The organism is Rhizobium etli CFN 42, assembly GCF_000092045.1.
Taxonomy (GTDB): Bacteria; Pseudomonadota; Alphaproteobacteria; order Rhizobiales; family Rhizobiaceae; genus Rhizobium; species Rhizobium etli.
The window spans coordinates 908964-934024 of the sequence record NC_007761.1; the positions used below are offsets into that span (position 1 = coordinate 908964).

Genomic DNA, 25061 nt, shown 5'->3' on the forward strand with positions numbered 1-25061 from the left:
TCCAAATAAAGCCGATGCGGGTTTCGACCGTTCCAGCCTGGTATCGACGGTGTTCAGGGCGGTGGCGCGCGGCGTTACCGCTGGCGTGGCGGATAGGTTTTCCGTGAGCGTGTGCCGTGCGGCCCATCCACCTTCTCCCCGGCGGGGAGAAGAGTATATGCCGTGGTCTCTCTTTTCCTCACGCGCCTCTTACGGTGCTCGTCCGGCTTCTCATTGCCCGGTTTTCTTCGAGCCGGCCTATTCGGGTATCAACTCGTCCATCTCAGGACCGTCCTCGCCCTTGCGCAGCGGTCTAAAGCTCATCCGGTGCAGCGAGCAGGGCCCATGCTTCTCGATGCCGGCGCGGTGCTGCGCCGTGCCGTAGCCCGCATGCGCGGCGAACCCGTAATCCGGGAACACATTATGGGCCCTTGCCATCATCCGGTCGCGCGTCACCTTGGCGACGATGGAGGCGGCGGCGATCGAGACGGATCGGGCATCGCCCTTGACCACGGCCTGTCCGGGGCAATCGAGGCCGGGAGGCACGTCGAGCCCATCCGTCAGCACGTAACTTGCGGGAATGGCGAGGCTGCAGATGGCGCGGCGCATCGCGTCCAGGCTCGCCTTTCGAATGTCAGTCTCGTCGATGCGGGTCGAGCTGGAGGAGGCGATGGAAACCGTCGCGGTCGCCAGGATTTGCACGAAGAGTTCCTCGCGCCGCTGCGCCGAGAGCTGCTTGGAATCGTTGAGGCCTTCAGGGATGCGCTTCGGATCGAGGATGACGGCAGCGGCCACCACAGGCCCCGCCAGCGGCCCGCGGCCTGCCTCGTCGGCGCCGGCGACCGGCCAGTGACCGGCCTTGCGGGCTTTGAGCTCGAGCTTGAAATCCGGCACGAGGGGGACCGTGTCGAAAAGCAGGGGAGAATCGGGTGGCGTGCGACGTTTCATGCGGCTGAACCTCGCACGCCAACCCGATTTCCCGCAAGTCCCCGGGTCAGGGCGGCGGCCGGGGACGGTCCGGCGGATGGTGGCGGTCAGGGCCATCCGCGGGAATTGCGCTCGGGGCTCGAAAACAGGGCGGTTTTTCTGAGCAGCCGATGCGCAAGCTTAAAAAATCAGAGCAGCGACAACTGCACGCCGCTGCCATCCGGTGGCACGAACAGATCGTCGCGCAGAGGCACGCTGCGCCGCGTCAGCTCGAAGCGTCTCGCCGCCATTTCGAAGCGCCGGGCGATCTGCCAGGCATAGGGGCCGGCGCCCTTCATCCGCTTGCCGAATTCGGCGTCGTAATCCTTGCCGCCGCGCATCGAGCGCACCAACGACATCACGTGCCGGTAACGATCGGGATAGTGCTGCAGCAGCCAGTCGCGAAAGAGTGGGCTGACTTCGAGCGGCAACCTGAGAATGACATAACTCGCCTCGGCGGCGCCGGCGGCCTTTGCCGATTCGAGGATGCGCTCCAGCTCGTGATCGTTCAGCGCCGGAATGAGCGGAGCGGCCATGACGGCAGTCTGGATGCCTGCCTCCGAGAGCGCATGAATGGTCTCCAGCCGTCGCGGCGGCGTGGCGGCACGCGGCTCCATTGCCCGGGCAAGTTTGCGGTCGAGGGTGGTGACCGAGATGCCGACGCGCACCAGGTTCTTGCCGGCCATCTCCTGCAGAATGTCGAGATCGCGCAGGATCATTGCCGACTTGGTGACGATCGACACCGGATGGTTCGCCTTGTTCAGCACCTCGAGGATGCCGCGCATGATGCGCCATTCCTTCTCGATCGGCTGATAGGGGTCGGTATTGGTGCCGATCGCGATCACCCGGACCTTGTAGCCCGGCTTGGCGAGCTCGCGCTCTAGCAGCTTCGCCGCATCGGGCTTGGCGAAGAGCTTCGTCTCGAAATCGAGCCCTGCCGAAAGCCCCATATAGGCGTGCGTCGGCCGGGCGAAACAATAGATGCAGCCGTGCTCGCAGCCGCGATAGGGATTGATCGAGCGGTCGAAGGAAGTATCTGGCGATTCGTTGCGGGTGATCGCGGTGCGCGGCTTTTCGATCTGCACCTCGGTCTTGAACGGCGGCAGCTCTTCCAGCGTCTGCCAGCCATCGTCGAAGGTCTCCCGCTGCAGCGCTTCGAACCGCCCTGTCGGGTTCAGTCCCGCCCCGCGCCCGCGCCGTCGGTCGACCTCGACCCTAAGACCGGAGGACACGATCATCGCATCGGCAATATCTGCCGTATTGGCAGGCGCGAATGCGGCCTGCCCTGCCAGGGACTGCTCTCTCATCGGATTCTCCCGCGGCGAAAAGCCTTTGCCTCCGCCCGTTTCGATGATTAAATTCCTATCGGCAAAATGAGAACAATGCAAGAACAAAATGCGGAAAAGGGTGCTGGCAAATAATTGTGCGGCGCATTATGAATAATCGATGTTGACTGTTGTTCTCGAATGCCAGGATCAGGAATCCGAACTGGCGCAGACCTTATCGATACTCGTGGCAGGCGCGGTGGAAGGGCTCGTCAGCGATGTGATCGTGCTCGATCACGGCTCGCGCGACGGCACCTCGCGGGTCGCCGACGCCGCTGGCTGCCGTTTCCATTCACAATGGGATATCAAGGACATCGTCCGCTCCGCCCGCGGCGAATGGCTGCTCTTCGTCGAGCCGGGCGCCAGGCCGCAGGCCGGCTGGATCGATGAGATCGCCGAATATGTGGCTCTGAACAAGACGCCGGCCCGCTTTACTGCCTCACGTGGCTATCGACGCTCCTTCTTCCAGCGCGTCGCTCGCGCCCGGCCGCCGCTGGAGCTCGGGCTGTTGATGTCGAAGAACCAGGCACTCGCCGCCGCCAGAAGCGGGATGCCTGTTGCTGACTTCGCCAAGGGCCAGAAACCGCGAAAGCTCGCAAGTGAACTCATTCCCTCCTGGGTGGCGCGTGCTGCGCGCTGAGCCGTTTTACGCTTGATGACATCTGGATGTGGTTCATGGCTGTCCGGTGCAGACCCGCCGAAACCCCTTCCCAACCGCACCGCCGCACGTAACCTCCATCGTGACCATCCGTCGGAAGATAACAGCCAGTAAAGATCTCTCCCTTTGTCCCAGCCGGACACACAGCTTAGTCCCTTCCCCCTGTGGGTCCCATGTGGGGAGGGGTTTTCTATAATAGGCGGTCGCCGATCCCGCTATCGCGCAAAGATGGCGCCCAATCGGGTTTCGCGCTATAATTCGCCCATGGCGCCGTCGAAGCGCCTCGCTTCGCAACGGATGCCGTGGAATGCCGGTGAACGGCAGAACAGGTCGGCGAAAAATCTCCTCTTCTGCCGGGTTTCCGGCGAAAGGAGGTGCGTCATGCCACTCGGTAGGATCTACGGCGTACGCGGTAGGATCTACGGCCTGCTGGCCGTCATATTGCCGACATTGGTGATCGCGCATCCGCATTCGGCAGCATCGCAGACGATGCTCAGTTGCGCAGGCCGATCCGACGTCGTCAGTTTCCTCGACAGGAACTTCGGTGAGAAGCTCACCGCGGTCGGTCTGGTCAACCAGAACGCCGTTCTTGAGGTCTACGCCGCCAAGAGCGGCACTTGGACCCTCGTCGTCACGGATGTTCACGGCATAAGCTGCATCCTGCTGTCGGGTGATAGCTGGGATTCGATGCCGGCTCTGCCTGGCATTGCCACATAACAAATCAGCGCGTCGACCCCCAAAAGTCTGAATCGGATTGTCGACGGCGCGACCGCGGCACTGTAACGGCAGCGCCAGTCCTATTTCTTCGCGCCGCGTTTCAAATGCTCGTCCAAGCGCGGCATGATCTCGACGAAGTTGCACGGTACGCTGCGATAATCGAGCTGTGCTTTCAGGATCCCGTCCCAGGCGTCCCGGCAGGCGCCGGGCGAGCCGGGCAGGGCGAAGATGAAGGTGGAGTTGGCAACGCCCGCGGTGGCGCGCGACTGGATCGTCGCCGTGCCGATCTTATCGTAGGAAATGCGGTGGAAGACGGTGGAAAAGCCGTCCATGCGCTTTTCGAACAGCGGTTCCAGCGCCTCGGGCGTCACGTCTCGGCCGGTAAAGCCGGTGCCGCCTGTGGTGATGACGACATCGATCTCATCCCGCTCGGTCCAGGCTTTGACCTGAGCGGCGATTTTCTCCCGTTCGTCGGGCACGATCGCCCGCTCGACCAGTCTATGGCCCGCCTCGGCGATCCGCGCCGCCAGCGTATCGCCGGATTTGTCCGTCTCGGGCGTGCGCGTATCCGAGACGGTGAGAATCGCAATCCCGACGGCGATGAAGGGCCGTTTTTCGTCCAAACCTGCCATCACATGCCTCCCGAAACCGTTTCCGTCGCCTGGAAATACCAGTCGGGCCGCGCCTCGTGAAGAGCCGCCGCCGCATCTCGCGCGGCGGCCATGTCGGCAAAGATCCCGAAGCAGGTGGCGCCGGAGCCCGACATCCGAGCAAGAAGAGCGCCCTCAGCCTGCAGCATCGCCGAGATCGCCGCAATTTCGGGCACGGCTTCGCGCGCCGGCGGCTCCAGGTCGTTGCGGGCCGCGCCAATCGTCGCGAGCCAGCCGGCGGTCTGTGCGAGCGTCAGGGGCGGATTGTTTTTTGCCTTGAGCCGGCGGAAAACCTCCGGCGTCGAAACGCCCTTCAGCGGGTTGGCAAGCACCATGGCAAAGGCCGGCAGATCGGGCACGGCTTCGATCTCCTCGCCGATGCCGCGGGCAATCAGCGGCCGGCTCTCGAGGCACATGGGCACGTCGGCGCCGAGCTTCAGCGCCAGCGTTGCCAGCGCCGCGACCGGCAACCGCGTGCCCCAGAGGCGCATTAGCCCCCGCAAGGCCGCGGCCGCATCGGCCGAGCCGCCGCCGATGCCGGAAGCAACAGGCAGGTTCTTCTGGAGGTGGATGTGAACGGGGAAGGCAAGGGTGCCGACCGCCTCGCGCAGGAGATCGCGCGCTCTGATCACCAGATTGGCGCCGCCGTCGCCGGCAAGCGTCTCGCCGAAGCGGCCCGACAGGGTGAAGGCGTCGGCCTGCGCGGGCAGGAAACCGAGCCGGTCGCCGCAATCTGCGAAGGTCACCAGCATATCGAGCAGGTGATAACCGTCCGGCCGCTGGCCAGTCACATGCAAGGCAAGATTGATCTTCGCGCGCGCCTCTTCGGTAACGCCGAAAGCGTCGGCCAAGCCCTGCTCAGGCATCGGTCGCGCCTGTCAGGACTTCTTGTCGACCGGCGGCGGCGTGACCGGCGCCGGATCCGGCTGCTTCTTGTCGGCCGCCTTGGCATCATCGGCGGCGGGCAGGCCGTTTGCGACCTTTTCCTTGATCTTCGGAATTTCGGCCGCTTCAGGCTCGGAGGCGAGCGCCCGGTTCCACTGATAGACGGCTTCGAGCTTGCGCCCGACGCGCCAGTAGGCATCGCCGAGATGGTCGTTGATCGTCGCGTCGCCGGCCTTGATCTGTGCGGCCCGCTCCAGCTCGTCGACGGCGTCGTCGAAGCGGTTGAGGCGGAAATAGGCCCAACCGAGCGAATCGATGATGTAACCGTCGTCAGGGCGAAGATCGACGGCCTTCTTGATCATGGCAAGGCCTTCGTCGAGGTTCCGATTCATGTCGATCCAGGAATAGCCGAGATAGTTCAGAACCTGCGGCTGATCGGGATTGAGTTCGAGTGCCTTGCGGAAATTCGGCTCCGCCTGGTCCCACTTCTTCAGCCGCTCATAGGCGATGCCGCGCTGGAAGAAGACGCTCCAGTTGGCGCGGCCGGGGATCGGGCCGATCGCTTCGACCGCCTTGTCGTAATTGGCGGCCATCGCCTCGTAATCCTTGGCGTCGGAGAGCACGCTGCCATAGGCAAGGTAGCTGCGGATGTCCTTCGGGTCGGAGGCGATCAGCGCCTGCAGATGCTTGCGCGCCTCGTCGACCTTGCCGCCCTGGGCAAGGGCTAGCCCGAGCTGCAGCTCGGAGATGCGCCGCATCGGCGAATTTTCCGGCACCTTCTTATAGAGCGCGATGGCGCGGTCCATCTGGTTCTGCTTTTCGGCAATACCGCCGAGCAGCACCAGCGTATCGGCACTGTTCGGATCCAGTGCATTGGCGGTCTGCAGGTAGAGCGAGACGATGTCCTCGGCGCCGTCGCGGTTCAGCGCGCCGCCGACCGAAAACAGCACGCCGGCGGCCCCTTCTTCGGCGGTCTTGACCTGCTGTTCCTGCTTCTCGCCCTTCTCGATGCTGTCGCGCAGCGCATTCAGCGGCGCGTAATTCGGCAGCAGGTTGTCGCCGACCGAAACAGCGTCGAGCGCCTTCTGCTTGTTGCCCTGCGCCGCCTCCAGGCGGGCAAGCGCCATCACCGCGCGCATGAACGTGTCGGGCGCCGTCGCACCGCCTTCCTTGTCGAGCACGGCATCGTTCAGATGCTGGCGGGCCGATTTCACGTCGCCTGTGACGACGGCGATCGCGCCGGCATTGTAATTCTGGAAGATGCGGACCCAATCCGGCCCCTTCATCTTCTCGACCATGGCAAGCGCTTCCTTGCCGCGGCCGGCGCCGACCCGGGCCCAGGCGAGCAGCAGGTCGTTCATCATCCGGTCGAGATCATTCGGCCCTGTATATTTCAGGATCGATTCGGCGGCCTTGTAGTCATCGCGGCGCACGGCATCCATGCCGCGCACGATGGTGGTGATGCGCTCGACCGAGGGATCGCCCTTCAGGTCGTTGGCATATTTGACGCCCTCCTTGATGTCGCCGTTGAGCAGCAGCGAGATCATCAGCCGCTGGCGAATCTCCGGATTGCCGGGCTCGATCTGCAGCGCCTTCTTGTAGAGTTCGATCGCCGTCTCGTAATCATGATCGACATCGGCGGTGCGGGCGGCGAGGAAGGCGCCGGAGAAGGTGGTGACGCTGTCGGCATCGAAGCTGTCGGTCTTGCCGGCATCGGCCGCCGTCTTGGCCGCATCCTCGGCGTTCACGCCGGCGACGACGCCGAGCGAAAGAACAGCCGCCAATGCTGCGCTCGTAAGAAGACGGATGGCAAGTCTCTGCCGCATGAGGAAACCTTTCTTCGAGAGCGTCCGGCCATGATGCCGGTCGCAAATCAGTTGCGATCACTGATTCATAACAGGATGGCTTTTTTGAAGCGGCGCCGCAAGAAAATCAGCCCGCGATCGAGAACGTTTGATCAGTTGACGCGCTCGATGCAGAAATCGATTACTTCCATCAGGGCGGATTTCCATACCGTATCGGGAAGCGGCGCCAGCGCGTCCCGTGCGATCGTGCCGTAATGGATTGCGCGCCCGATCGTGTCGGCGAGCGTGCCGTATTTGGTGATCAGCCCGAGGGCCTTTTCCAAATTGGCGTCGCTGCTGTTGCCGGCCTCGATCGCATCGCGCCAGAAGGCCCGCTCGTCCTCGGTGCCGCGGCGATAGGCTAGGATGACGGGCAGCGTGATCTTGCCTTCGCGGAAATCGTCACCGACATTCTTGCCGAGATCGGCGGCCTTGCCGCCATAGTCGAGCGCATCGTCGACGAGCTGGAAGGCGAGGCCGAGATTCATGCCATAGGATTTCAGGGCATTGCGGCCGGACCGGCCGGCTTCGGCAACGATCGGCCCGACTTCGGCGGCGGCGGCAAAGAGAGCCGCCGTCTTGGCGCGGATGACGGAGAGGTAATCGTCCTCCGTCGTCTCCATGTTCTTGGCGACGGAAAGCTGCAGCACCTCGCCCTCGGCGATCACGCAGGCGGCGGAAGACAGCACGTCGAGCGCGTCGAGCGAGCCGACGTCGACCATCATGCGGAAGGCCTGGCCGAGCAGGAAGTCTCCGACCAGCACGCTTGCCTGGTTGCCCCAGATCATCCGCGCCGTCGATTTGCCGCGGCGCAGGTCGCTTTCGTCGACGACGTCGTCATGCAGCAGTGTCGCGGTGTGCATGAATTCGACCGAGGTCGCGAGCTTAATGTGGTTGTCGCCGCGGTAGTCGAACAGCGAGGCCGCCGCCAGCGTCAGCATCGGCCGCAGCCGCTTGCCGCCGGACGAGATCAGATGGTTAGCCACTTCGGGGATCATCTGCACGTCGGAGCCGGCCTTGGACAGAATGAGCTGGTTCACCCGCTCCATGTCAGCCCGGGTGAGATCGACCAACGGCTTGATGGATGCCAGTTTGTTTTTGCTTTCTTCAAGCGGTATGACCACGCCCAACGACCCGGACTCCTGTTCATTCATTGCAGCTGACAATAGAAAGGGGCGATGGACGCGGCAAGAGGTGAATTGTCGCGCAGGGCGAAATTGGAAGGAAAATGACGGCAAATGCATGAGCTTATCCGCGCCAACGACCCCGTTCTGCTCTCCTATGCCGAGAGCCTGATGAAGGATGCCGGCATTCACTGCTTCATCGCCGATCAGGGCATGAGCGTGCTGGAAGGCTCGCTCGGCATGCTGCCGCGCCGTCTGCTGGTGGATGAGGAGATGGCCGATCAGGCCCGCCGCATCCTGATCGACGCCGGCCTCGGCGGCGAGCTGCGCGACAGGACGTGAGCGGGCGATGACCGGTAAATCCGCTGACACCATCGATGCCTTCCATCGCGGCGCCTTTCATGTGGTGCAGCCGAAGGGCAGGGGTCATCGCGCCGGCATGGATGCGATGCTGCTGGCCGCCCTGGTCGCCGACGATCGCTCGGTCAGGGTTGCCGATCTCGGCGCCGGCGCCGGTGCGGCCGGACTTGCCGTCGCCTCGCGCCTCGCCAAGACGCAAGTGGTGCTGTTCGAGCGTTCGGCCGAAATGGCCGATTATGCCCGCCGCAGCATTCTCCTGCCGGAAAACGCCCATCTTGCCGCCCGCGTCAGCGTCGTCGAGGCGGATGTGACGCTCACCGCCAAGGCGCGCAACGATGCCGGCCTTGCCGATGAAAGCTTCCATCACGTGATCATGAACCCGCCCTTCAACGATGCCGGCGACCGGCGCACACCGGATGCGCTAAAGGCCGAAGCCCATGCCATGACCGATGACCTGTTCGAAAGCTGGATTCGGACGGCCGGTGCGATCATGATCCCCGGTGGACAATTGTCGCTGATCGCGAGACCCGAATCGATCGCCGAGATCATCGATGCCTGCGGCCGACGCTTCGGCGGCATCGAAATAACAGCCATCCATCCGCGCGCCGGCGAAAACGCCGTGCGTATCCTGGTGACCGCCATCAAGGGTTCGCGGGCGCGGCTGTCATTGCGCGCGGCGCTCATCATGCACGAAGAGGGGAGCCACAAGTTCTCCCCTCTGGTTGATGATTTCAACAATGGCCGGGCGGCCTATGCCAGGCTTCGATCGTCAAACACTAGCCGGTGACGAAGTCGAAGAGCAGCTTGACGTTCAGCCCGGCGATCACGACCGCGATCACATAGGCGATGCCGCTCAGCCAGCGTGGCGCCACGAGTTCGCCCATCTTGGCCTTGCTGGCGGTGAACATCACGAGCGGGAAGACGGCGAAGGAAAGCTGCAGGCTGAGCACCACCTGCGTGAGGATCAGAAGCTGCGCCGTGCCCTGGTCGCCGTACCAGATGGTGACGATTGCCGCCGGCACGATGGCGATGGCGCGGGTGATAAGCCGGCGCACCCAGGGTTTCAGCCGGATCTTGAGGAAACCTTCCATGACGATCTGGCCGGCAAGCGTTGCCGTTACCGTCGAGTTGAGGCCGCAGCAGAGAAGCGCGATACCGAACAGCGTCGGCGCGATCGCCAGACCCAGCAGCGGCGACAGCAGCGAATGGGCTTCGCCGAGCTCGACAATGTCGGTCCTGCCATGCGCATTGAAGGCGGCAGCGGCCAGGATCAGGATCGAGGCATTGATCAGCAGCGCGAAGCAGAGAGCGACCGTCGAGTCGATCGTCGCATAGGTCAGCGCCTCCTTCTTTTCGGGAACCGTGTGGCCGTACGCCCGAGTCTGCACGATGCCGGAGTGGAGGTAGAGATTGTGCGGCATGACGGTCGCGCCGAGAATGCCGAGCGCGAGATAGAGCATCTCAGGATTGGTGACGATCTCCGTGGTCGGGAAGAAGCCGGTGATGACGGACCCCCATTGCGGGTCCGCGAGCAGTATCTGCACGCCGAAGCAGAGCGCGATGACGCCGAGCAGCGCGATGATGAAGGCTTCCACCCAGCGGAAGCCGAGTTTCTGCAGGAAGAGGATCACGAAGACGTCGAGCGCGGTGATGAGAACGCCGAGTTCGAGCGGAATGCCCATCAGCAGGTTGAGGCCGATCGCCGTGCCGATCACCTCGGCGATGTCGGTGGCGATGATGGCAATTTCGGCAAAGGCCCAGAGCGGCACCGAAACCCATTTCGGATAGGCGTCGCGGCAAGCCTGCGCGAGGTCGCGGCCCGACGCGATCGCAAGACGCGCGCAGAGCGATTGCAATACGATCGCCATCAGGTTGGAAAGCAGTGCGACGGTCAGCAGCGCATAGCCGAATTTCGAGCCGCCGGCGAGCGAGGTCGCCCAATTGCCGGGGTCCATATAGCCGACGGCGACCATGTAGCCCGGCCCGGCAAAGGCCGCCGCCCTGCGCCACCTCGAGCTGTGACGCCCGGTTCCTACGGTGCGGTAGACATCCGACAGCGACGCCTCTCCGCGTTCGTGCCGCCAGCCGCTTCTTACATTGGGATTGAGGGCGTCCATGCCATTTCCACCTATTTATCGTCTCTGCACTATGACCGATTAGAATGATAATGCAAGTCATTCGCAACAAGAAAAATCATCCCTGATGTTTTGCAAACGCAGCCATTGCGTTTGTCGTTCCAGCGCATACATGGATGCCGATCGCAGATGCTGATCGGGCGACCCGAAGCGAAGGATTAGAGATGGCCGGATTCTTGAGAAAATTGCTGCCGAAACGGTTCCGCAAGGATGGCCTGACCATCCCGGTCGTGAGATTGCAGGGCGCGATCATCAGCGGCGGCGGCCAGTTCCGTCCGACCCTCAATCTCGCCAATGTCGCGCCGGTCCTCGAAAAGGCCTTCGCCATGAAGGAGGCGCCGGCGGTCGCCATCTCGATCAACTCGCCGGGCGGCTCGCCCGTCCAGTCCCGGCTGATCTTCACCCGCATCCGCGAGCTTGCCCGCGAGAAGCAGAAGAAGGTTCTGGTCTTCGTCGAGGATGTCGCCGCTTCAGGCGGCTATATGATCGCGCTTGCCGGCGACGAGATCATCGCCGACGCTACCTCGATCGTCGGCTCGATCGGCGTGGTCTCCGGTGGTTTTGGTTTTCCCGAGCTCCTGAAGAAGATCGGCGTCGAGCGTCGCGTCTATACCGCCGGCGAAAACAAGGTGATCCTCGATCCTTTTCAGCCGGAAAAGGAAAAGGATATCGAGTACCTCAAGAGCCTGCAGCTCGAAATCCATCAAGTCTTCATCGCAATGGTGCGCGAGCGCCGCGCCGGCAAGCTGACGGATGATGCGACGGTGTTTTCCGGCCTGTTCTGGAGCGGCACCCGCGGCCTCGAGCTTGGCCTCATCGACGGCCTCGGCGACATGCGCCAGGAATTGAAGCGGCGCTACGGCCAGAAGACCCGACTGGAACTCGTCACCGCCGGCCGCGGCCTCTTCGGCCGCCGCATTCCCGGCATATCGCCGGTCACGCTCGAAGGCGCGGGATCAGGTCTCGCGACGGGACTTGTCGAAGCGGCGGAAGAGAGAGCATTGTGGAGCCGCTTCGGGCTTTGAGAGGAGCAAGAGAGGGGCATGGCACAGCTTATCACGATCCTGATCCTGGTGTTCTCAGCCTGGTGGCTCTACCGCCGCTTCGTCTCCGATGCCCGCAAGCTCACCGAAAAATCGCGCCGCGCCGAAAAGGAACGCCAGACAGGCGCGATCGGCACGCTGGTCAAGGACCCGGAAACGGGGGAATATCGGCTGAAACGGGATGAGGAATAGACTTCAATTCTCCCTCCTCCCAAGCGGGGAGAAGGTGGCCCGAAGGGTCGGATGAGGGGCCGCACGGCACGCCATTGATTGCCCTTCGCTTGCGCGCCGTGCATTCGCTCCTATCGCAGCTCACCCCCTCATCTGCCTGCCGGCATCTTCTCCCCGCTGGGGAGAAGGGATATGCGGCACCGCGCAGCGAAATACAGGATGGGTAGGGCGGCGAAACTCCGCTTGCGTCACCACACAGCGTCGCCGACCGCCGCAAAACCCTTGACCCCTGCCGCCCTCCATGGCACCTGTCGCGCCGATAATTCCCAAGCCAGCGGTGCCATCCCATGTCAGCTATCCCAGACCATATGAACCCGAAGCGCTCCTTCCAGGCGCTGATCCTGACCCTGCATAGCTACTGGGCGGACAAGGGTTGTGCGGTGCTGCAGCCATACGACATGGAAGTCGGCGCCGGCACCTTCCACCCGGCCACCACCTTGCGCGCCCTCGGCCCCAAGCCCTGGAAGGCCGCTTACGTCCAGCCCTCGCGCCGCCCGTCGGACGGCCGCTATGGCGAGAACCCGAACCGGCTGCAGCATTATTACCAGTATCAGGTCATCCTGAAGCCGAACCCGCCTAACCTGCAGGAACTCTATCTCGGCTCGCTGGCGGCGATCGGCCTCGATCCGCTGCTGCACGACATCCGCTTCGTCGAGGATGACTGGGAAAGCCCGACGCTCGGCGCCTGGGGGCTCGGCTGGGAATGCTGGTGCGACGGCATGGAAGTCTCGCAATTCACCTATTTCCAGCAGGTCTGCGGCATCGAATGCGCGCCGGTCGCCGGCGAACTGACCTATGGTCTCGAGCGCCTCGCCATGTATGTCCAGGGCGTCGACAATGTCTACGATCTGAATTTCAACGGCCGCGAGGGCGACGAGAAGATCAGCTATGGCGACGTCTTCCTGCAGGCCGAGCAGGAATATTCGCGTCACAATTTCGAATTCGCCAATACCGAGATGCTGCATCGCCACTTCGTCGATGCCGAGAAGGAATGCCGGTCGCTGCTCGATGCCGGCGCGCCCGATGACAGCGCCAACCAGCGCCTGCACAAATGCGTCTTCCCGGCCTATGACCAGTGCATCAAGGCCAGCCATGTCTTCAACCTGCTCGACGCCCGCGGCGTCATCTCGGTCACCGAGCGCCAGAGCTACATCCTGCGGGTACGCACGCTCGCCAAGGCCTGCGGTGAAGCCTTTTTGCTGACCGACGCCGGCGGCGTCAACCTGTCGAAAGAGGCGGCATGACGCAAAAGCCTGCCAGCCGTATAGTCCATCTCAACGGCTGGCCAGGCACCGGGAAGCTGACGGTCGGCCGATTGCTCGCGAGAAGGCTCGGCGCGCGGCTCATCGACAACCACACGCTGCTTAATCCGGCCGAAGCTCTTTTCGCCCGCAGCAACCCTCTGCATGCATCACTGCGTGAGCAGATTCGGCGGGCGGTTTTCGACCACGCCGTGCACGCCGATCCGGCTGAAAGTTTCGTCTTTACCGATGCTCTTGCGGATGACGAGCAGGATAGGGCGATGTTCTCCTGGTATCTCGATCTGGCTGTCGCCAGAGGCGCGCATCTGGTCGCGGTTCTGCTCGATTGCGCGCCGGAGGAGAATGCCAGGCGCCTCATCTCTCCCGGCCGATCCGACGCGCTCAAGCTGACGGATACGGCGAAGCTGCAACAGCTCCGGGCGACCTACAAACTGTTGCGCGGACTGGCTGAACACACAGTCGAAATTGATACGACGAACCTTTCGCCGGAGCAGACGGCGGCCCGAATCCTCGCTGATATCGGCGTTTGACGGCAGCCGGCAAACCCGCGTAGTCTCCGCGCGAACATTACTTCGCCGCAGGGGATTCGCGATGTATATTGCACTTGCCGTCGTCGCTGTCATCGCACTCTACATCGTCTTCATCTACAACGGGCTGGTGCGTTCCCGCCAGATGGCGGAGGAAGCCTGGTCGGGCATTGACGTCCAGCTCAAGCGCCGCGCCGATCTGATCCCGAACCTGATCGAGACGGTCAAGGGCTATGCCGCCCATGAGAAGTCGACGCTCGAAGAGGTAGTTGCGCTCCGCAACAAGGCGCAGGCCGTGCCATCGGGCGATGTCGCCGGCAGGGCGCAGGCGGAAGGGCTGCTCGGCCAGGCGCTTGGCCGCGTCATCGCGCTCGCTGAAGCCTATCCCGATCTCAAGGCCAACCAGAATTTCGCCGAATTGCAGGCTTCGCTGGAAGCTATGGAGGGCGAGCTGCAGATGGCGCGGCGTTACTACAACGGCGCGGCGCGCGACCTCAACGTCAAGGTCGAAAGCTTCCCCTCCAATCTCGTCGCCGGCCAGTTCGGTTTTGCCAAACGTGAGTATTTCGAAATCGCCAACGAAGCCGACCGCGCCGTCCCCAGCGTGAAATTCTGACGATCCGGCATTTTGCCTTTGCGAAAAAGCGATTAAGAGCAGGAGCAGACCGCGGCCGGCAAGAGCATGTCGCGCAAAAGTGTGAAGCGGTTTTGCGATAACGACGTGCGCAAAACCAAAGACCTAAAGGGCGGGCCAAGCGAATCTGACAGATCGCGATGCGCTTCAGGCTCGCCAATGGACGGAAGACATAGCATGACACGCACCGCCAAACTCACGATCATCCCGCCGGGAAAGCCGCTTTCGGGCCGCGCCATGCCGCCGGGTTCGAAGTCGATCACCAATCGCGCCCTGCTGCTCGCCGGTCTTGCCAAGGGCACAAGCCGGCTGACCGGTGCGCTGAAGAGCGACGATACGCGCTATATGGCCGATGCGCTACGCGCCATGGGCGTTGCGATCGACGAGCCCGACGACACCACCTTCGTCGTCACCGGCAGCGGCAGGCTCACGCCGCCGAAGGCGCCGCTCTTCCTCGGCAATGCCGGCACGGCCACGCGCTTCCTGACGGCGGCTGCGGCTCTCGTCGACGGCACCGTCATCGTCGATGGCGATGAGCATATGCGCAAGCGGCCGATCGGCCCGCTGGTCGAGGCGATGCGCAAGCTCGGCATCGATGTGAGCGCCGAGACTGGCTGCCCGCCGGTCACCGTCAGGGGCACCGGCCGCTTCGAGGCCGACCGGATCCTGATCGATGGCGGGCTGTCCAGCCAATATGTTTCGGCGCTGCTGATGATGGCGGCGGGCGGCGACCGTCCGGTCGACATCGAACTCGTCGGCGAGGATATCGGTGCGCTTGGCTATATCGATCTCACCACCGCGGCGATGAAGGCCTTCGGCGCCAAGGTCGAAAAGACAAGCCCCGTCACCTGGCGCGTCGAACCGACCGGCTACCGCGCCGCCGACTTCGTTATCGAGCCGGATGCATCCGCCGCGACCTATCTCTGGGCGGCCGAAGTGCTGAGCGATGGCAGGATCGATCTCGGCGTGCCGAACGATGCCTTCACCCAGCCGGATGCCAAAGCCTACGAGACGATCGCCAAATTCCCGCATCTGCCGGCCGAAATCGATGGCTCGCAGATGCAGGATGCCGTTCCGACGATCGCCGTGCTTGCCGCTTTCAACGAGACGCCGGTCCGCTTCGTCGGCATCGCCAATCTGCGCGTCAAGGAGTGCGACCGCATCCGCGCCCTGTCCTCGGGGCTCAACAATATCCGCGAAGGCCTGGCCGTTGAGGAGGGTGACGATCTGATCGTCCATTCCGATCCTGCTCTGGCCGGTCAGACGCTGCCGGCCGAGATCGACACCTTTGCCGACCACCGCATCGCCATGAGCTTTGCGCTCGCCGGCCTCAAGATCGGTGGCATCACCATTCTCGACCCCGATTGCGTCGGCAAGACCTTCCCCGCCTATTGGCGGACGCTCGCCACTCTCGGCGTGACCTATCGGGACAAGGATTGAAGCAAGCGCAGCCGGGGCAGTCGGCGGGGGAGACAGCGGATGGGGCGTCGGTTTTTCGGTTTTTGCTTGGCGCTGCTCTTGTTAGTGGCCGCCCCGGCGGCCTTTGCCGCCGAGGTGATCAACAGCTTCGCCTCCGAGATTGCCCTCCAGCAGAGCGGCGCGATGACGGTGACGGAAACGATCACCGTCAATGCCGAGGGCAACCGGATCAATCACGGCATCTTCCGTGATTTCCCGCTCTACTTCACGGATGCCGAAGGCCGCCGCCGCAGCGTCGACTTCGATATGGTGTCAGTCACCCGCGATGGCGAGGACGAACCCTGGCACACGGAATCGATTGCGGGCGGCATCCGCATCTATGCAGGTTCCGCCGATGTGACGGTGACGCCTGGCCCCCATCGTTACGTCTTCACCTACAAGACCAACCGCCAGATCCGCTATTTCGACGATCATGACGAGCTTTACTGGAATGTCACCGGCAATGGCTGGATCTTCCCAATCCGCTCAGTGACGGCGACAGTGACGCTGCCGCCGGGTGTCGCTGCTACTGAGACGACCTTCTTTACAGGCCCGCAGGGCGCCAGAGGAAAGGATGCCCGTGTCAGGGAAAGCGGCGCCGGCCTTGTCTTTTCCAGCACCGCGCCTCTGGGGCCTAAGGAAGGCCTGACCTTTGCGATCCGCATGCCGAAGGGCTCGATCGATCCGCCGAGCGCGGACATGGAAAGCACCTGGTGGCTGAAGGACAACCGCAATTACTTCATCGGCTTCGGCGGCCTGATCCTGGTTTTTGCCTATTATCTCAGATCCTGGCTGAAGGTCGGCCGCGATCCCGCCCGCGGCGTCGTGGTGCCGCGCTGGGACGCGCCCGATGGCCTCTCACCGGCGCTGGTCAACTACATCGACAATAAGGGCTTCTCCGGCGGCGGCTGGACGGCGCTTGCTGCAACCGCGCTCAATCTTGCGGTGCGCGGCTATGTCAAGCTCGAAGACCTCAAGGATTCGATCATCATCCGCGGCACCGGCAAGCCGCTGGGCAAAGAGAAATTCCAGGCCGGCGAGGCCGAATTGCTGAAAGTCGCCGGCGGCGAAGGCAGGACGCTGACGATCGACGAGGCGAATGGCGAGCGGGTGAAAACGGTCGGCCAGTCTTTCCGTTCGGCGATCGAGAGGGAGCATCGCGGCAAATATTATAATTCCAACATCGGCTACACCACAGGCGGCGTCGCGCTCAGTGCCGCCGCCCTGGTGACGCTGTTCGTCTTCGGCTCGCTCGAGCCCGACACGATCGCGCTGATGCTGATCCCGATCGCCATCTCGGTCTTCATTGCCGTCTTCATCGCCGGATTGGTCAAGTCGCTGCACCACGGAAGATCGCTGTTCGCCAAGGTCATGGCCATCATTGCCGCGGCAGTCGGCGTTTTCGTGGGCGTCAGCATCCTGGCGATTATGGTGCTGACGTTTGCCTCGTCTCTGGTGGAACTGCACGAGACGCCGATGCTCTTCGCCATCGGCGGTATCGTGCTGCTCAACATCCTCTATCTCTTCATCATGGGCGCGCCGACCCCGCTCGGCGCCAGGATGATGGACGGCGTTGACGGCCTGCGGCAATATCTGACGCTGGCCGAGAAGGACCGCATGAATATGGCCGGTGCGCCACAAATGTCGCCGCAGCATTTCGAGACGCTGCTCCCCTACGCGGTGGCTTTGGGTGTCGAAAAGCCCTGGTCGCGCACCTTCGAGACCTGGCTTGCGGCCGCCGCCGCTGGCACGGCCGCAGCCTATGCGCCCTCCTGGTATTCCGGTGATTTCAACAGCGGCAGCTTCTCCGACCGCGTCGGCGGTTTCTCCTCGTCGATGGCCTCCACCATCGCCTCGACGATACCCTCGCCGCCCTCGAGTTCATCCTCCGGTTTTTCCGGTGGTGGCTCGTCCGGCGGAGGGGGTGGAGGCGGGGGAGGCGGCGGCTGGTAAGCTTTCCCGCTTGACCTTTCGGCGCTTGGCCCTTAACCGCCTGACAGAACAGGAAAGGGGTCGCGCATGAAGGTTCTGTTGATCGGATCGGGCGGACGCGAGCATGCGCTCGCCTGGAAGCTGGCGCAATCGCCGTTGCTGAGCGAATTCTACGCTGCCCCCGGCAATCCCGGCATCGCCGAGCATGCCGTCCTCGCGCCCTTGAATATCGATGATCACGAGACGGTCGCGGCCTTCTGCAGGGAGAAGGCGATCGATTTGGTCGTCGTCGGGCCCGAGGCGCCGCTCGTCGCCGGCCTCGCCGACCGGCTGCGCGCCGATGGCCTGGCAGTCTTCGGCCCCTCCGCCGGTGCCGCCCAGCTCGAGGGCTCGAAGGGCTTCACCAAGGATATCTGCGCCCGCTACGGCATTCCCACCGGCGCCTACCAGCGTTTCAACAACGCGCCGAAAGCCAAAGCCTATATTCGCGCCCAAGGCGCGCCGATCGTCGTCAAAGCCGACGGACTGGCCGCCGGCAAGGGCGTGACGGTTGCGATGACGCTCGACGAGGCTCTGGCCGCGGTCGATGATTGCTTCGAGGGCGCCTATGGCGCCGCCGGCGCCGAAGTCGTCGTCGAAGCCTATCTCGAGGGGGAGGAAGCGAGCTTCTTCTGTCTCTGCGATGGAAAACATGCGCTGCCGCTGGCGACCGCCCAGGATCACAAGCGGGTGGGCGAGGGCGATACCGGCGTCAATACCGGCGGCATGGGCGCCTATTCGCCGGCGCCGGTCATGACCGCCGAGATGGTCGAGCGCACCATGAAGGAGATCATCGAGCCGACGATCCGTGGCATGGCCGAGAGCGGTTATCCCTTCTCCGGCGTGTTTTTCGCCGGCCTGATGATCACTGAGAAGGGGCCGGAGCTGATCGAATACAATGTCCGCTTCGGCGATCCGGAATGCCAAGTGCTGATGATGCGCCTGAAGAGCGACCTGCTGCCGCTGCTGCTCGCCACCGCCCATGGCACGCTCGATCAGGTGAGCGCCGAATGGAGCGACGATCCGGCCCTGACGGTGGTCATGGCTTCGAAGGGCTATCCGGGCGCCTACGAGAAGAACACGCCGATTGAATTCCTGCCCGAGGCAGGCGAGGGCGAGAAGGTGTTTCATGCCGGCACGGGCATGAAGGACGGCGTGCTGGTCGCGACCGGCGGCCGCGTGCTCAACGTCACTGCGTCAGGCGGCACGGTTGCCGAGGCGAAGGGCCGCGCCTATGCCCTGCTGGATAGGGTTCGGTGGGAGAACGGCTTCTGCCGGCGCGACATCGGCTGGCGTGCGACCGAGCGGGAAAAGGCCTCGGACAAAGCATAAACCGCCGCGTTCCTTAAATTTTTACCCTTTCCCCTGACGGGATGGAAACGAAGCTGCGCTATACCGCTGCCGTAGTGAGACGGAGGTGCGTTGATGCGTCAGATTTTCCTCGGTGCGGCAATCCTGCTGATGGCAGGCTCGGCGATGGCCTCCTCGATTGAGGTGATCGGCAAAACGGCAGTGCGTGCCGAAGGCAGCATCGTCACTGAAAGCTGCACTTCTTGCCCGCCGCTGCAGGCCGAGCAGAGCCGCAGGGACTATACGGTGCCCCAACTGAAACCCGGCCTCCTCCAGGCGAGCGAAGTCCGCGACATTGGCGGCGAAAGGAAGATCTACCGCACCGAAGCCTGGATGGGCGGTTCGCCGGTCCTCTTCGTCAGCAAGGCAACGCCGGAAGCCCTGGCTGCCGCCGAACCGTCGATGCCGCCCTCCCAAGGCATCGACATGGACGCAACGACCGCAGCCGTCATCGGCGGCGATGCCAGGCCGGTCGCTGCCGGAATGGCTGAGCCGCCGGCGGCTCTCGACGTTTCCGAATTCAAGCTGCGTTTCTAAAAAACCACGGCGTCTGAGCGCTATGCGCCACTAGACTAAGCCAATTTGAGCCGCTGCGACAGTTCCCTGCCCCTCCCGATCGAGGTTTCGATCGCTTGGGGTTCCACCGCGGTGGAGCGAATGCACCCTCGAAGAGAAGCGGGGGTGCATTCCTGCTTTTGAGCGCCGGCAGATCTGCAGCGCGAAAACAAGTGATGTTCGGTAAAAATCAGCGGTTGGCCTTGTAACTCCGCCCCCTGATTCTTAGGGAAATCCGCGTCGTTTTGAACAAAATTAAAGCTTTCTTTATCGAGTCAGCTTCAATTCTTACTCGCCGGTCGCAGCATGTTGTTCAGCAGCGGTAGACGCGTCCCTCTCAGAGGCGCTCGCACAGGCGGTAGAAGACCGCACCGGAATGTATTCCCTCATTCCCCTTTGCGAGGAATCATGAAAAATTTAAAGATATCGAAGCAGCTCATATTGCTGATCGTCGGCTTGATGGCGGCCTTTGCGATCGCCACGTCCCTGCAGATCCGCTCCTCGGTCGATGCGATTTACAAGGAGCGTTACGACATGCTCCGTGCCGAGGTTCAGTCAGCCATCTCGGTTTTCAAGCTTTACCAGGCCAAGGTCACCGCAGGCGAGATGACGCTGGAGGATGCCCAGAAGCAAGCTTACGCCACCGTCAACGGCATGAAATACGATCCGGACGGCTATTTCTTCGGCTACAGCTACGATGTCCAGATGATGTTCCATTATGATGCCTCCAAGGTCGGACAGAACCTGAAGGGGCAGCCGGACAGCAAGGGTAAGCTCTATCGTGAAGAGCTGGTCAAGCTCGGCCAGCAGGGCGGCGGTCTCGTCGAATTTTATTCCACCAGCAAGCCGGGCCAGCCGGCCGGCGATTATCGCAAGACTGCCTATGGCCAGGCCTTCGAGCCCTGGAAGGTCGTCGTCGTCACCGGCGTCTATATGGACGATCTCGATGCCCAGATTAACAGCACGATCCTGACCGCGCTCTCCGGCAGCATCGTTCTCTTCTTCCTTGCCATGGCGGCCGCCTACGTCGTCATTCGCGGCATTTCGGGCCCTCTCAACAATGTCCATGCTGCCTTGAAGGCCGTCTCCGAAGAGGACGTTTCCATTGCCATCCCGCATACGGGCATGAACAATGAGGTAGGCATGATGGCGAAGGCGACGCTGTCGCTGCAGGAAAAGATCCGCGAACGCCATCAGATGTCCGATCGCGAGGCGGCACAGCAGCTCGCGCTGGAAAGCGAGCGCGAAAACAACCTGCGCCAGCAGCAGGACGAGGCCGCACTCCAGGCCCGCGTCGTGACGACGATCGGTCAGGCGCTGGAGCTGATCGCCCGCGGCGACCTCACCGTTCGCTGCGCCGATCTTGGCCAGAAATACGCCGCCCTTCGCGACAACTTCAACGATGCACTGTCGCATCTCGAAGCCGCCATGGCCAAAGTCAGCGCCAAGGGCAGTGACATCGGCACCAGCAAGGAAGAGATTCGCCGCGCCTCCAACGAGCTGTCGCAGCGCACCGAGCGCCAGGCCGCAAGCCTGGAGGAAACATCCGCCGCCCTCGATGAGCTTACCGTCGCCGTCCGCCAGACCGCCGATGGCGCCCATGAGGCGAGCAAGCGCGTGCAGGCCGTCAGCGCCGAGACCACCCATAGCGATGCGATCGTCAGCGAGGCGATCGAGGCGATGAGCGGCATCGAGAAATCGTCTTCGGAGATATCAAAGATCATCGGCGTCATCGACGAGATCGCCTTCCAGACCAACCTCCTGGCCTTGAATGCCGGCGTCGAGGCGGCCCGGGCCGGCGAATCCGGCAAGGGTTTTGCCGTCGTCGCCCAGGAAGTGCGCGAACTCGCCCAGCGCTCCGCCGCCGCAGCAAAGGAGATCAAGGACCAGATCGCCCGCTCCTCCAGCCAGGTCCATCAGGGCGTCCGTCTGGTCGGCGAGGCAGGTGAGGCGCTGAAGCGCATCTCCGACCAGATCAAGGCCGCCAACGAGATCGTCGCCAAGATCGCCCACAGCGCCTCCGAACAGGACACGACGCTGCGCTCGATCTCCACGTCGGTGAACCAGCTCGACGCCGCCACCCAACAGAACGCCGCCATGGCCGAAGAGACCACGGCATCGGCCGAGACGCTCGCCAGCGACACCGACGAATTGATCGATCTCATCCGCGGCTTCCGGGTCGGCAGTGCCGGTGCTGCTCCCGCCATGCATCAGGGTCGCCGCGCTGCCTAGCGCAATTCCAGGAAAAGTGTGAAGCGGTTTTCCGTCAGGAATTGCGTAAAAACATAAGCGGCGCGGGAACAGGCAGGATTTTCAGCACCAAATTCATAGCGGCCGTCGGTTCTCCGGCGGCCGTGTCGTTTGGGGTTATGGTGCCAGACGGCCGATCAATTGGCCGATTTCCCCATCGGAAAACACTTCGACCCCGGCCGCTTTCAGCGCCGCCGCCGTTACGCCGTTGCCGGCCTGCCGGCGTCCGGAAAACGTGCCATCATAGATAAACCCTGAGCCGCAGGACGGACTGCCGTCGATGAGCAGCGCGTAGCGGCAGCCGGTTTGCCGTGCGAGCGCCACGGCATTCTCCGCCGCCTGCAGAAACGCTGCCGTCACGTCGCCACCCGTCAGCTCCACGACCCGCGCCCTGCCGGCCAGCACCTCTTCGCCGGTTGCCGCCCCTGCGATCTCCGCCGGCGATCGCGGCACCGGCATGCCCGCCGACATCTCCGGACAGATCGTCACCAGCCGCCCCTCTGCCTGCCACGTCTCGATTACCGGATGAAGCAACGGCTTCGCCCGCCCGTCATAACGGACGGCGTGGCCCATGAGGCAGGCGCTGACGAGGATCTTGCTCTGCATAGCTGTTTGAATAGCGCCGCAGTGGCGGCAACGCCAGCGTTGGTGACAGCTCTCCGAGGGATACGAACTGCATTTGTCGTTCATTTTATTGCCGCGACTTCTCGACGCCCTCTGCCGCGACCTCACCGTTCTCGCCGATCTCCCGAGACATGTGGCTCGAATTTGGTAGACGGTGCCAGACTGACGCGAAGCGGGCTTACCCGAGCATCCACGTGGCAAGTGCCCGATCGTGCTGGCTATATCATCCCGAAATCTTCGAGAAATCCGCCACCGTTCCCGTTGCTTCGCGGATCAGTCTGAGCAGGGCGAGGCGGTTGGCGCGGATCGCGGCGTCCTCGTCGTTGACGAGCACGTCTTCGAAGAAGCGGTCGACCGGGCCGCGTAGTTTGGAAAGCGCTTCCATCGCGGAGCGGAAATCTTCGCCAGCCACGGCATTCGCTGCATCCTTCGAGGCGCTCGATATGGCGGCGAACAGCTCCTTCTCCGCGTCGAGCTTGAAGAGCGCCGGCGAAACCCCGTCGGCGATGACGGTGCCCTTCTTCTCCTCGGCGGCGAGCAGCTGCGTCGCGCGCTTGGTGCCGGCGAGCAGGTTCTTGCCATCCTCCGAGGTGATGAAGGCCGTCAGCGCCTCGACGCGGCGTGCCACCATCAACAGGTCGTCGGCTTCAGGCGTCAGCACGGCGTCGATCAGATCGTGGCGGGCGCCCTGGTCGCGCAGATAGACCTTGAGGCGGTCGTGGAAGAAGGAGAGCAGGTCGCCATCCCTTGTTGTTGCCAACAGCGGCAGGCGGATTCCTCGCTCCAGCAGGATCCTGACGACGCCGAGGGCTGCACGCCGCAGTGCAAAAGGGTCCTTGGAGCCGGTCGGCTTTTCGTCGATCGCCCAGAAGCCGGTCAGCGTATCCAGTTTGTCGGCAAGCGCCAACGTGATCGCCACCTTGTCTTCCGGCACCCGGTCCGACGGGCCTTGCGGCTTGTAGTGGTCCTCGATCGCTGCGGCAACGGAGGCATTCTCGCCCTGCAGTGCCGCATATTTGCGGCCCATCAGGCCCTGCAGCTCTGGAAATTCGCCGACGGCTTCGGTGCGCAGATCGGCCTTGGCAAGCACGGCGGCGCGATCGGTGAGCGCCGCATCGGCGCCGGTGACCGCAGCCAATTTCTGTGCCAGCGCCCGGATGCGGGCGACGCGCGCGCCCTGCGTGCCGAGCTTGGCATGGAAGGTCACATCGAGTGCGTCGAGCTTGGCCATGCGCTGGTCGAGCGGCTTCTGCAGGTCGAGGCCAAACTTTGCCGCCGATGCTGCGAGCGTCTCGAGATCCGGCAGGTTGCCCTGGTCGCGCTTCCAGAAATGCAGTGCATCCGATAGCCGGGCCCGCACAACCTTGCCGTTGCCGTGGACGATCTCCTTGCCGCCGTCGCTCGCCTCAATGTTGGAGACGAGGATGAACCGGTTCGACAGCGTGTCCTCGCCCTGTTTGCGCGTGACGAAGCACTTCTGGTTGGTCTTGATCGTCAGCCGGATGATCTCCGAGGGAATGGAGAGGTAGTCCTCCTCGAAGCTGCCCATCAGCACCTGCGGCCATTCGACGAGGCCGGAAACTTCCTCCAGCAGGCCTTCGTCTTCCACCAGTTCGAGCCCATTGGCAAAGGCGATGTCGCGGGCGTCGTGCAGGATGATGTCCTTGCGCCGCTCGGCGTCGAGGATGACCTTCGCCCTTTCCAGGCTCGCCGCATAATCGTCGAAGCGCCGCACCATGATCGCCTCGGGCGCATGGAAGCGGTGGCCGTAGGTGATGTTGGAGGCGGTGATGCCGTCGATCTCGAAGGGGATGACGGTGGTTTCCTCATGTTCGGGGCCGAAGGTGCAGACGATCGATTGCAGCGGCCGCACCCAGCGCAGCGCTCCCGGCGCGGAGGAAGCCTTGCCCCAGCGCATCGACTTCGGCCAGGGGAAATCGCGGATGATGCCGGGCATCACCTCGGCGACGATCTCTTCCGTCGCGCGGCCTGGCTTGGAGATCACCGCGACGTAGAAATCGCCCTTCTTCGGATCGTTGACCACCTGCGCCTCGGAGATCGACGACAGGCCGGCGCCGCGTAAGAAACCCTCGATTGCCTTCTCGTTGGCATCGGTGCGCGGCCCCTTGCGCTCCTCGCGCACATCGGCCGAGCGCGCCGTCAGGCCGTGAATGTCGAGCGCCAGCCGCCGCGGCGTCCAATATTCGCGCGCGCCTTCGTAGGACAGGCCGGCTTCTACGAGCGCATCGGTGACGAGCTTCTTCAGGTCGCCGGCAGCCTTTCGCTGCATGCGGGCCGGAATCTCTTCGGAGCGGAGTTCGAGAAGAAGGTTTGGCATGTCACACTTTTCCTTGCGCCCGCGGGCAGGGCGATCCAAAACGTTGCTTCTGCTATCAAAGAATGCCGCATCTGCACAACCGCAAAAACGGAAGTGAGCAATGGGGTGGATGGTTGGTAGGCGCTGTGCCGTGTGGCCCCCAATCCAATAACTTCCGCTGTGGAAACCACAGTCG

At 63.2% G+C, this 25061-nt stretch carries 23 protein-coding genes; 14 read left to right on the forward strand and 9 right to left on the reverse strand.

All coding sequences use genetic code 11. The features are described from left to right. Nucleotides 1-237 precede the first annotated feature (237 nt). The gene (locus RHE_RS04370; protein WP_011424216.1) at nucleotides 238-927 is read right to left on the reverse strand and encodes a ribonuclease HII; all 690 of its coding nucleotides are present in this window, start codon (nucleotides 925-927) and stop codon (nucleotides 238-240) included. A 167-nt stretch (nucleotides 928-1094) separates the two neighbouring features. Further along, nucleotides 1095-2252: a PA0069 family radical SAM protein gene (locus RHE_RS04375; RefSeq protein WP_011424217.1), complete on the reverse strand. Its 1158-nt coding sequence runs from the start codon at nucleotides 2250-2252 to the stop codon at nucleotides 1095-1097. Nucleotides 2253-2391: 139 nt separating this feature from the next. Between RHE_RS04375 and RHE_RS04380 the strand changes: the two genes are divergently transcribed. Continuing rightward, on the forward strand, nucleotides 2392-2910 hold the full coding sequence (locus RHE_RS04380; protein ID WP_011424218.1) for a glycosyl transferase: 519 nt from the start codon (nucleotides 2392-2394) through the stop codon (nucleotides 2908-2910). A gap of 399 nt (nucleotides 2911-3309) precedes the next feature. After that, the gene (locus RHE_RS04385; RefSeq protein WP_011424219.1) at nucleotides 3310-3645 is read left to right on the forward strand and encodes a hypothetical protein; all 336 of its coding nucleotides are present in this window, start codon (nucleotides 3310-3312) and stop codon (nucleotides 3643-3645) included. 80 nt (nucleotides 3646-3725) lie between these two features. Here the strand turns inward: RHE_RS04385 and moaB are convergent, their stop codons facing one another. The 4 genes from moaB to RHE_RS04405 form a co-directional block, all read right to left on the reverse strand. Next, complete coding sequence (moaB, locus tag RHE_RS04390; protein ID WP_011424220.1) at nucleotides 3726-4277, reverse strand: molybdenum cofactor biosynthesis protein B; 552 nt, start codon at nucleotides 4275-4277, stop codon at nucleotides 3726-3728. Then, entirely contained in the window at nucleotides 4277-5161 is an 885-nt protein-coding gene (locus tag RHE_RS04395; protein WP_011424221.1) for a 4-(cytidine 5'-diphospho)-2-C-methyl-D-erythritol kinase, read from the reverse strand. The genes moaB and RHE_RS04395 overlap by 1 nt, the downstream gene beginning before the upstream one ends. Before the next feature lie 12 nt (nucleotides 5162-5173). After that, the gene (locus RHE_RS04400) at nucleotides 5174-7006 is read right to left on the reverse strand and encodes a tetratricopeptide repeat protein (protein ID WP_011424222.1); all 1833 of its coding nucleotides are present in this window, start codon (nucleotides 7004-7006) and stop codon (nucleotides 5174-5176) included. Nucleotides 7007-7137: 131 nt separating this feature from the next. Then, a complete protein-coding gene (locus RHE_RS04405; RefSeq protein ID WP_041678571.1) occupies nucleotides 7138-8154 on the reverse strand; it encodes a polyprenyl synthetase family protein in 1017 nt (338 codons plus the stop codon). 108 nt (nucleotides 8155-8262) lie between these two features. Here RHE_RS04405 and RHE_RS04410 point away from each other — a divergent pair, with 108 nt between their 5' ends. Both RHE_RS04410 and RHE_RS04415 read left to right on the forward strand, forming a co-directional pair. Further along, nucleotides 8263-8490, forward strand: coding sequence for a putative signal transducing protein (locus RHE_RS04410; protein WP_011424224.1), 228 nt, complete (start codon nucleotides 8263-8265; stop codon nucleotides 8488-8490). A gap of 7 nt (nucleotides 8491-8497) precedes the next feature. Further along, nucleotides 8498-9295, forward strand: a complete 798-nt coding sequence (locus tag RHE_RS04415; RefSeq protein ID WP_020920537.1) for a tRNA1(Val) (adenine(37)-N6)-methyltransferase — start codon at nucleotides 8498-8500, stop codon at nucleotides 9293-9295. Here RHE_RS04415 and RHE_RS04420 read toward each other — a convergent pair. After that, entirely contained in the window at nucleotides 9285-10625 is a 1341-nt protein-coding gene (locus RHE_RS04420; protein ID WP_011424226.1) for an Nramp family divalent metal transporter, read from the reverse strand. The genes RHE_RS04415 and RHE_RS04420 overlap by 11 nt on opposite strands. Before the next feature lie 182 nt (nucleotides 10626-10807). On the opposite strand from RHE_RS04420, the gene RHE_RS04425 reads away from it, so the two are divergent. From RHE_RS04425 to RHE_RS04470, 10 genes are all read left to right on the forward strand, one after another. Continuing rightward, nucleotides 10808-11668 carry a S49 family peptidase gene (locus tag RHE_RS04425; RefSeq protein WP_011424227.1) on the forward strand — a complete coding sequence of 287 codons (861 nt, stop codon included), beginning with the start codon at nucleotides 10808-10810 and terminating at the stop codon, nucleotides 11666-11668. Nucleotides 11669-11686: 18 nt separating this feature from the next. Then, nucleotides 11687-11878: a membrane protein gene (locus RHE_RS04430; RefSeq protein ID WP_011424228.1), complete on the forward strand. Its 192-nt coding sequence runs from the start codon at nucleotides 11687-11689 to the stop codon at nucleotides 11876-11878. A gap of 326 nt (nucleotides 11879-12204) precedes the next feature. Further along, complete coding sequence (locus RHE_RS04435; protein ID WP_011424229.1) at nucleotides 12205-13161, forward strand: glycine--tRNA ligase subunit alpha; 957 nt, start codon at nucleotides 12205-12207, stop codon at nucleotides 13159-13161. Then, on the forward strand, nucleotides 13158-13709 hold the full coding sequence (locus RHE_RS04440) for an AAA family ATPase (protein WP_011424230.1): 552 nt from the start codon (nucleotides 13158-13160) through the stop codon (nucleotides 13707-13709). The genes RHE_RS04435 and RHE_RS04440 overlap by 4 nt, the downstream gene beginning before the upstream one ends. A 61-nt stretch (nucleotides 13710-13770) precedes the next feature. Further along, nucleotides 13771-14322, forward strand: a complete 552-nt coding sequence (locus RHE_RS04445) for a LemA family protein (protein ID WP_011424231.1) — start codon at nucleotides 13771-13773, stop codon at nucleotides 14320-14322. Between the two features lie 195 nt (nucleotides 14323-14517). Continuing rightward, on the forward strand, nucleotides 14518-15780 hold the full coding sequence (aroA, locus tag RHE_RS04450; RefSeq protein WP_011424232.1) for a 3-phosphoshikimate 1-carboxyvinyltransferase: 1263 nt from the start codon (nucleotides 14518-14520) through the stop codon (nucleotides 15778-15780). A 39-nt stretch (nucleotides 15781-15819) separates the two neighbouring features. Next, nucleotides 15820-17751 carry a DUF2207 domain-containing protein gene (locus tag RHE_RS04455; protein ID WP_011424233.1) on the forward strand — a complete coding sequence of 644 codons (1932 nt, stop codon included), beginning with the start codon at nucleotides 15820-15822 and terminating at the stop codon, nucleotides 17749-17751. Between the two features lie 66 nt (nucleotides 17752-17817). Next, entirely contained in the window at nucleotides 17818-19101 is a 1284-nt protein-coding gene (gene purD / locus RHE_RS04460; protein WP_011424234.1) for a phosphoribosylamine--glycine ligase, read from the forward strand. Nucleotides 19102-19194: 93 nt separating this feature from the next. After that, nucleotides 19195-19656: a plant virulence effector HPE1-like domain-containing protein gene (locus tag RHE_RS04465; protein WP_011424235.1), complete on the forward strand. Its 462-nt coding sequence runs from the start codon at nucleotides 19195-19197 to the stop codon at nucleotides 19654-19656. A gap of 426 nt (nucleotides 19657-20082) precedes the next feature. After that, entirely contained in the window at nucleotides 20083-21906 is a 1824-nt protein-coding gene (locus RHE_RS04470; RefSeq protein ID WP_042117989.1) for a methyl-accepting chemotaxis protein, read from the forward strand. A 135-nt stretch (nucleotides 21907-22041) separates the two neighbouring features. Here the strand turns inward: RHE_RS04470 and RHE_RS04475 are convergent, their stop codons facing one another. Together RHE_RS04475 and glyS are read right to left on the reverse strand one after the other, a co-directional pair. Then, nucleotides 22042-22530: a DUF523 domain-containing protein gene (locus RHE_RS04475; RefSeq protein WP_011424237.1), complete on the reverse strand. Its 489-nt coding sequence runs from the start codon at nucleotides 22528-22530 to the stop codon at nucleotides 22042-22044. A 241-nt stretch (nucleotides 22531-22771) separates the two neighbouring features. Beyond that, a complete protein-coding gene (gene glyS, locus RHE_RS04480) occupies nucleotides 22772-24886 on the reverse strand; it encodes a glycine--tRNA ligase subunit beta (RefSeq protein WP_011424238.1) in 2115 nt (704 codons plus the stop codon). Nucleotides 24887-25061 lie beyond the last annotated feature (175 nt).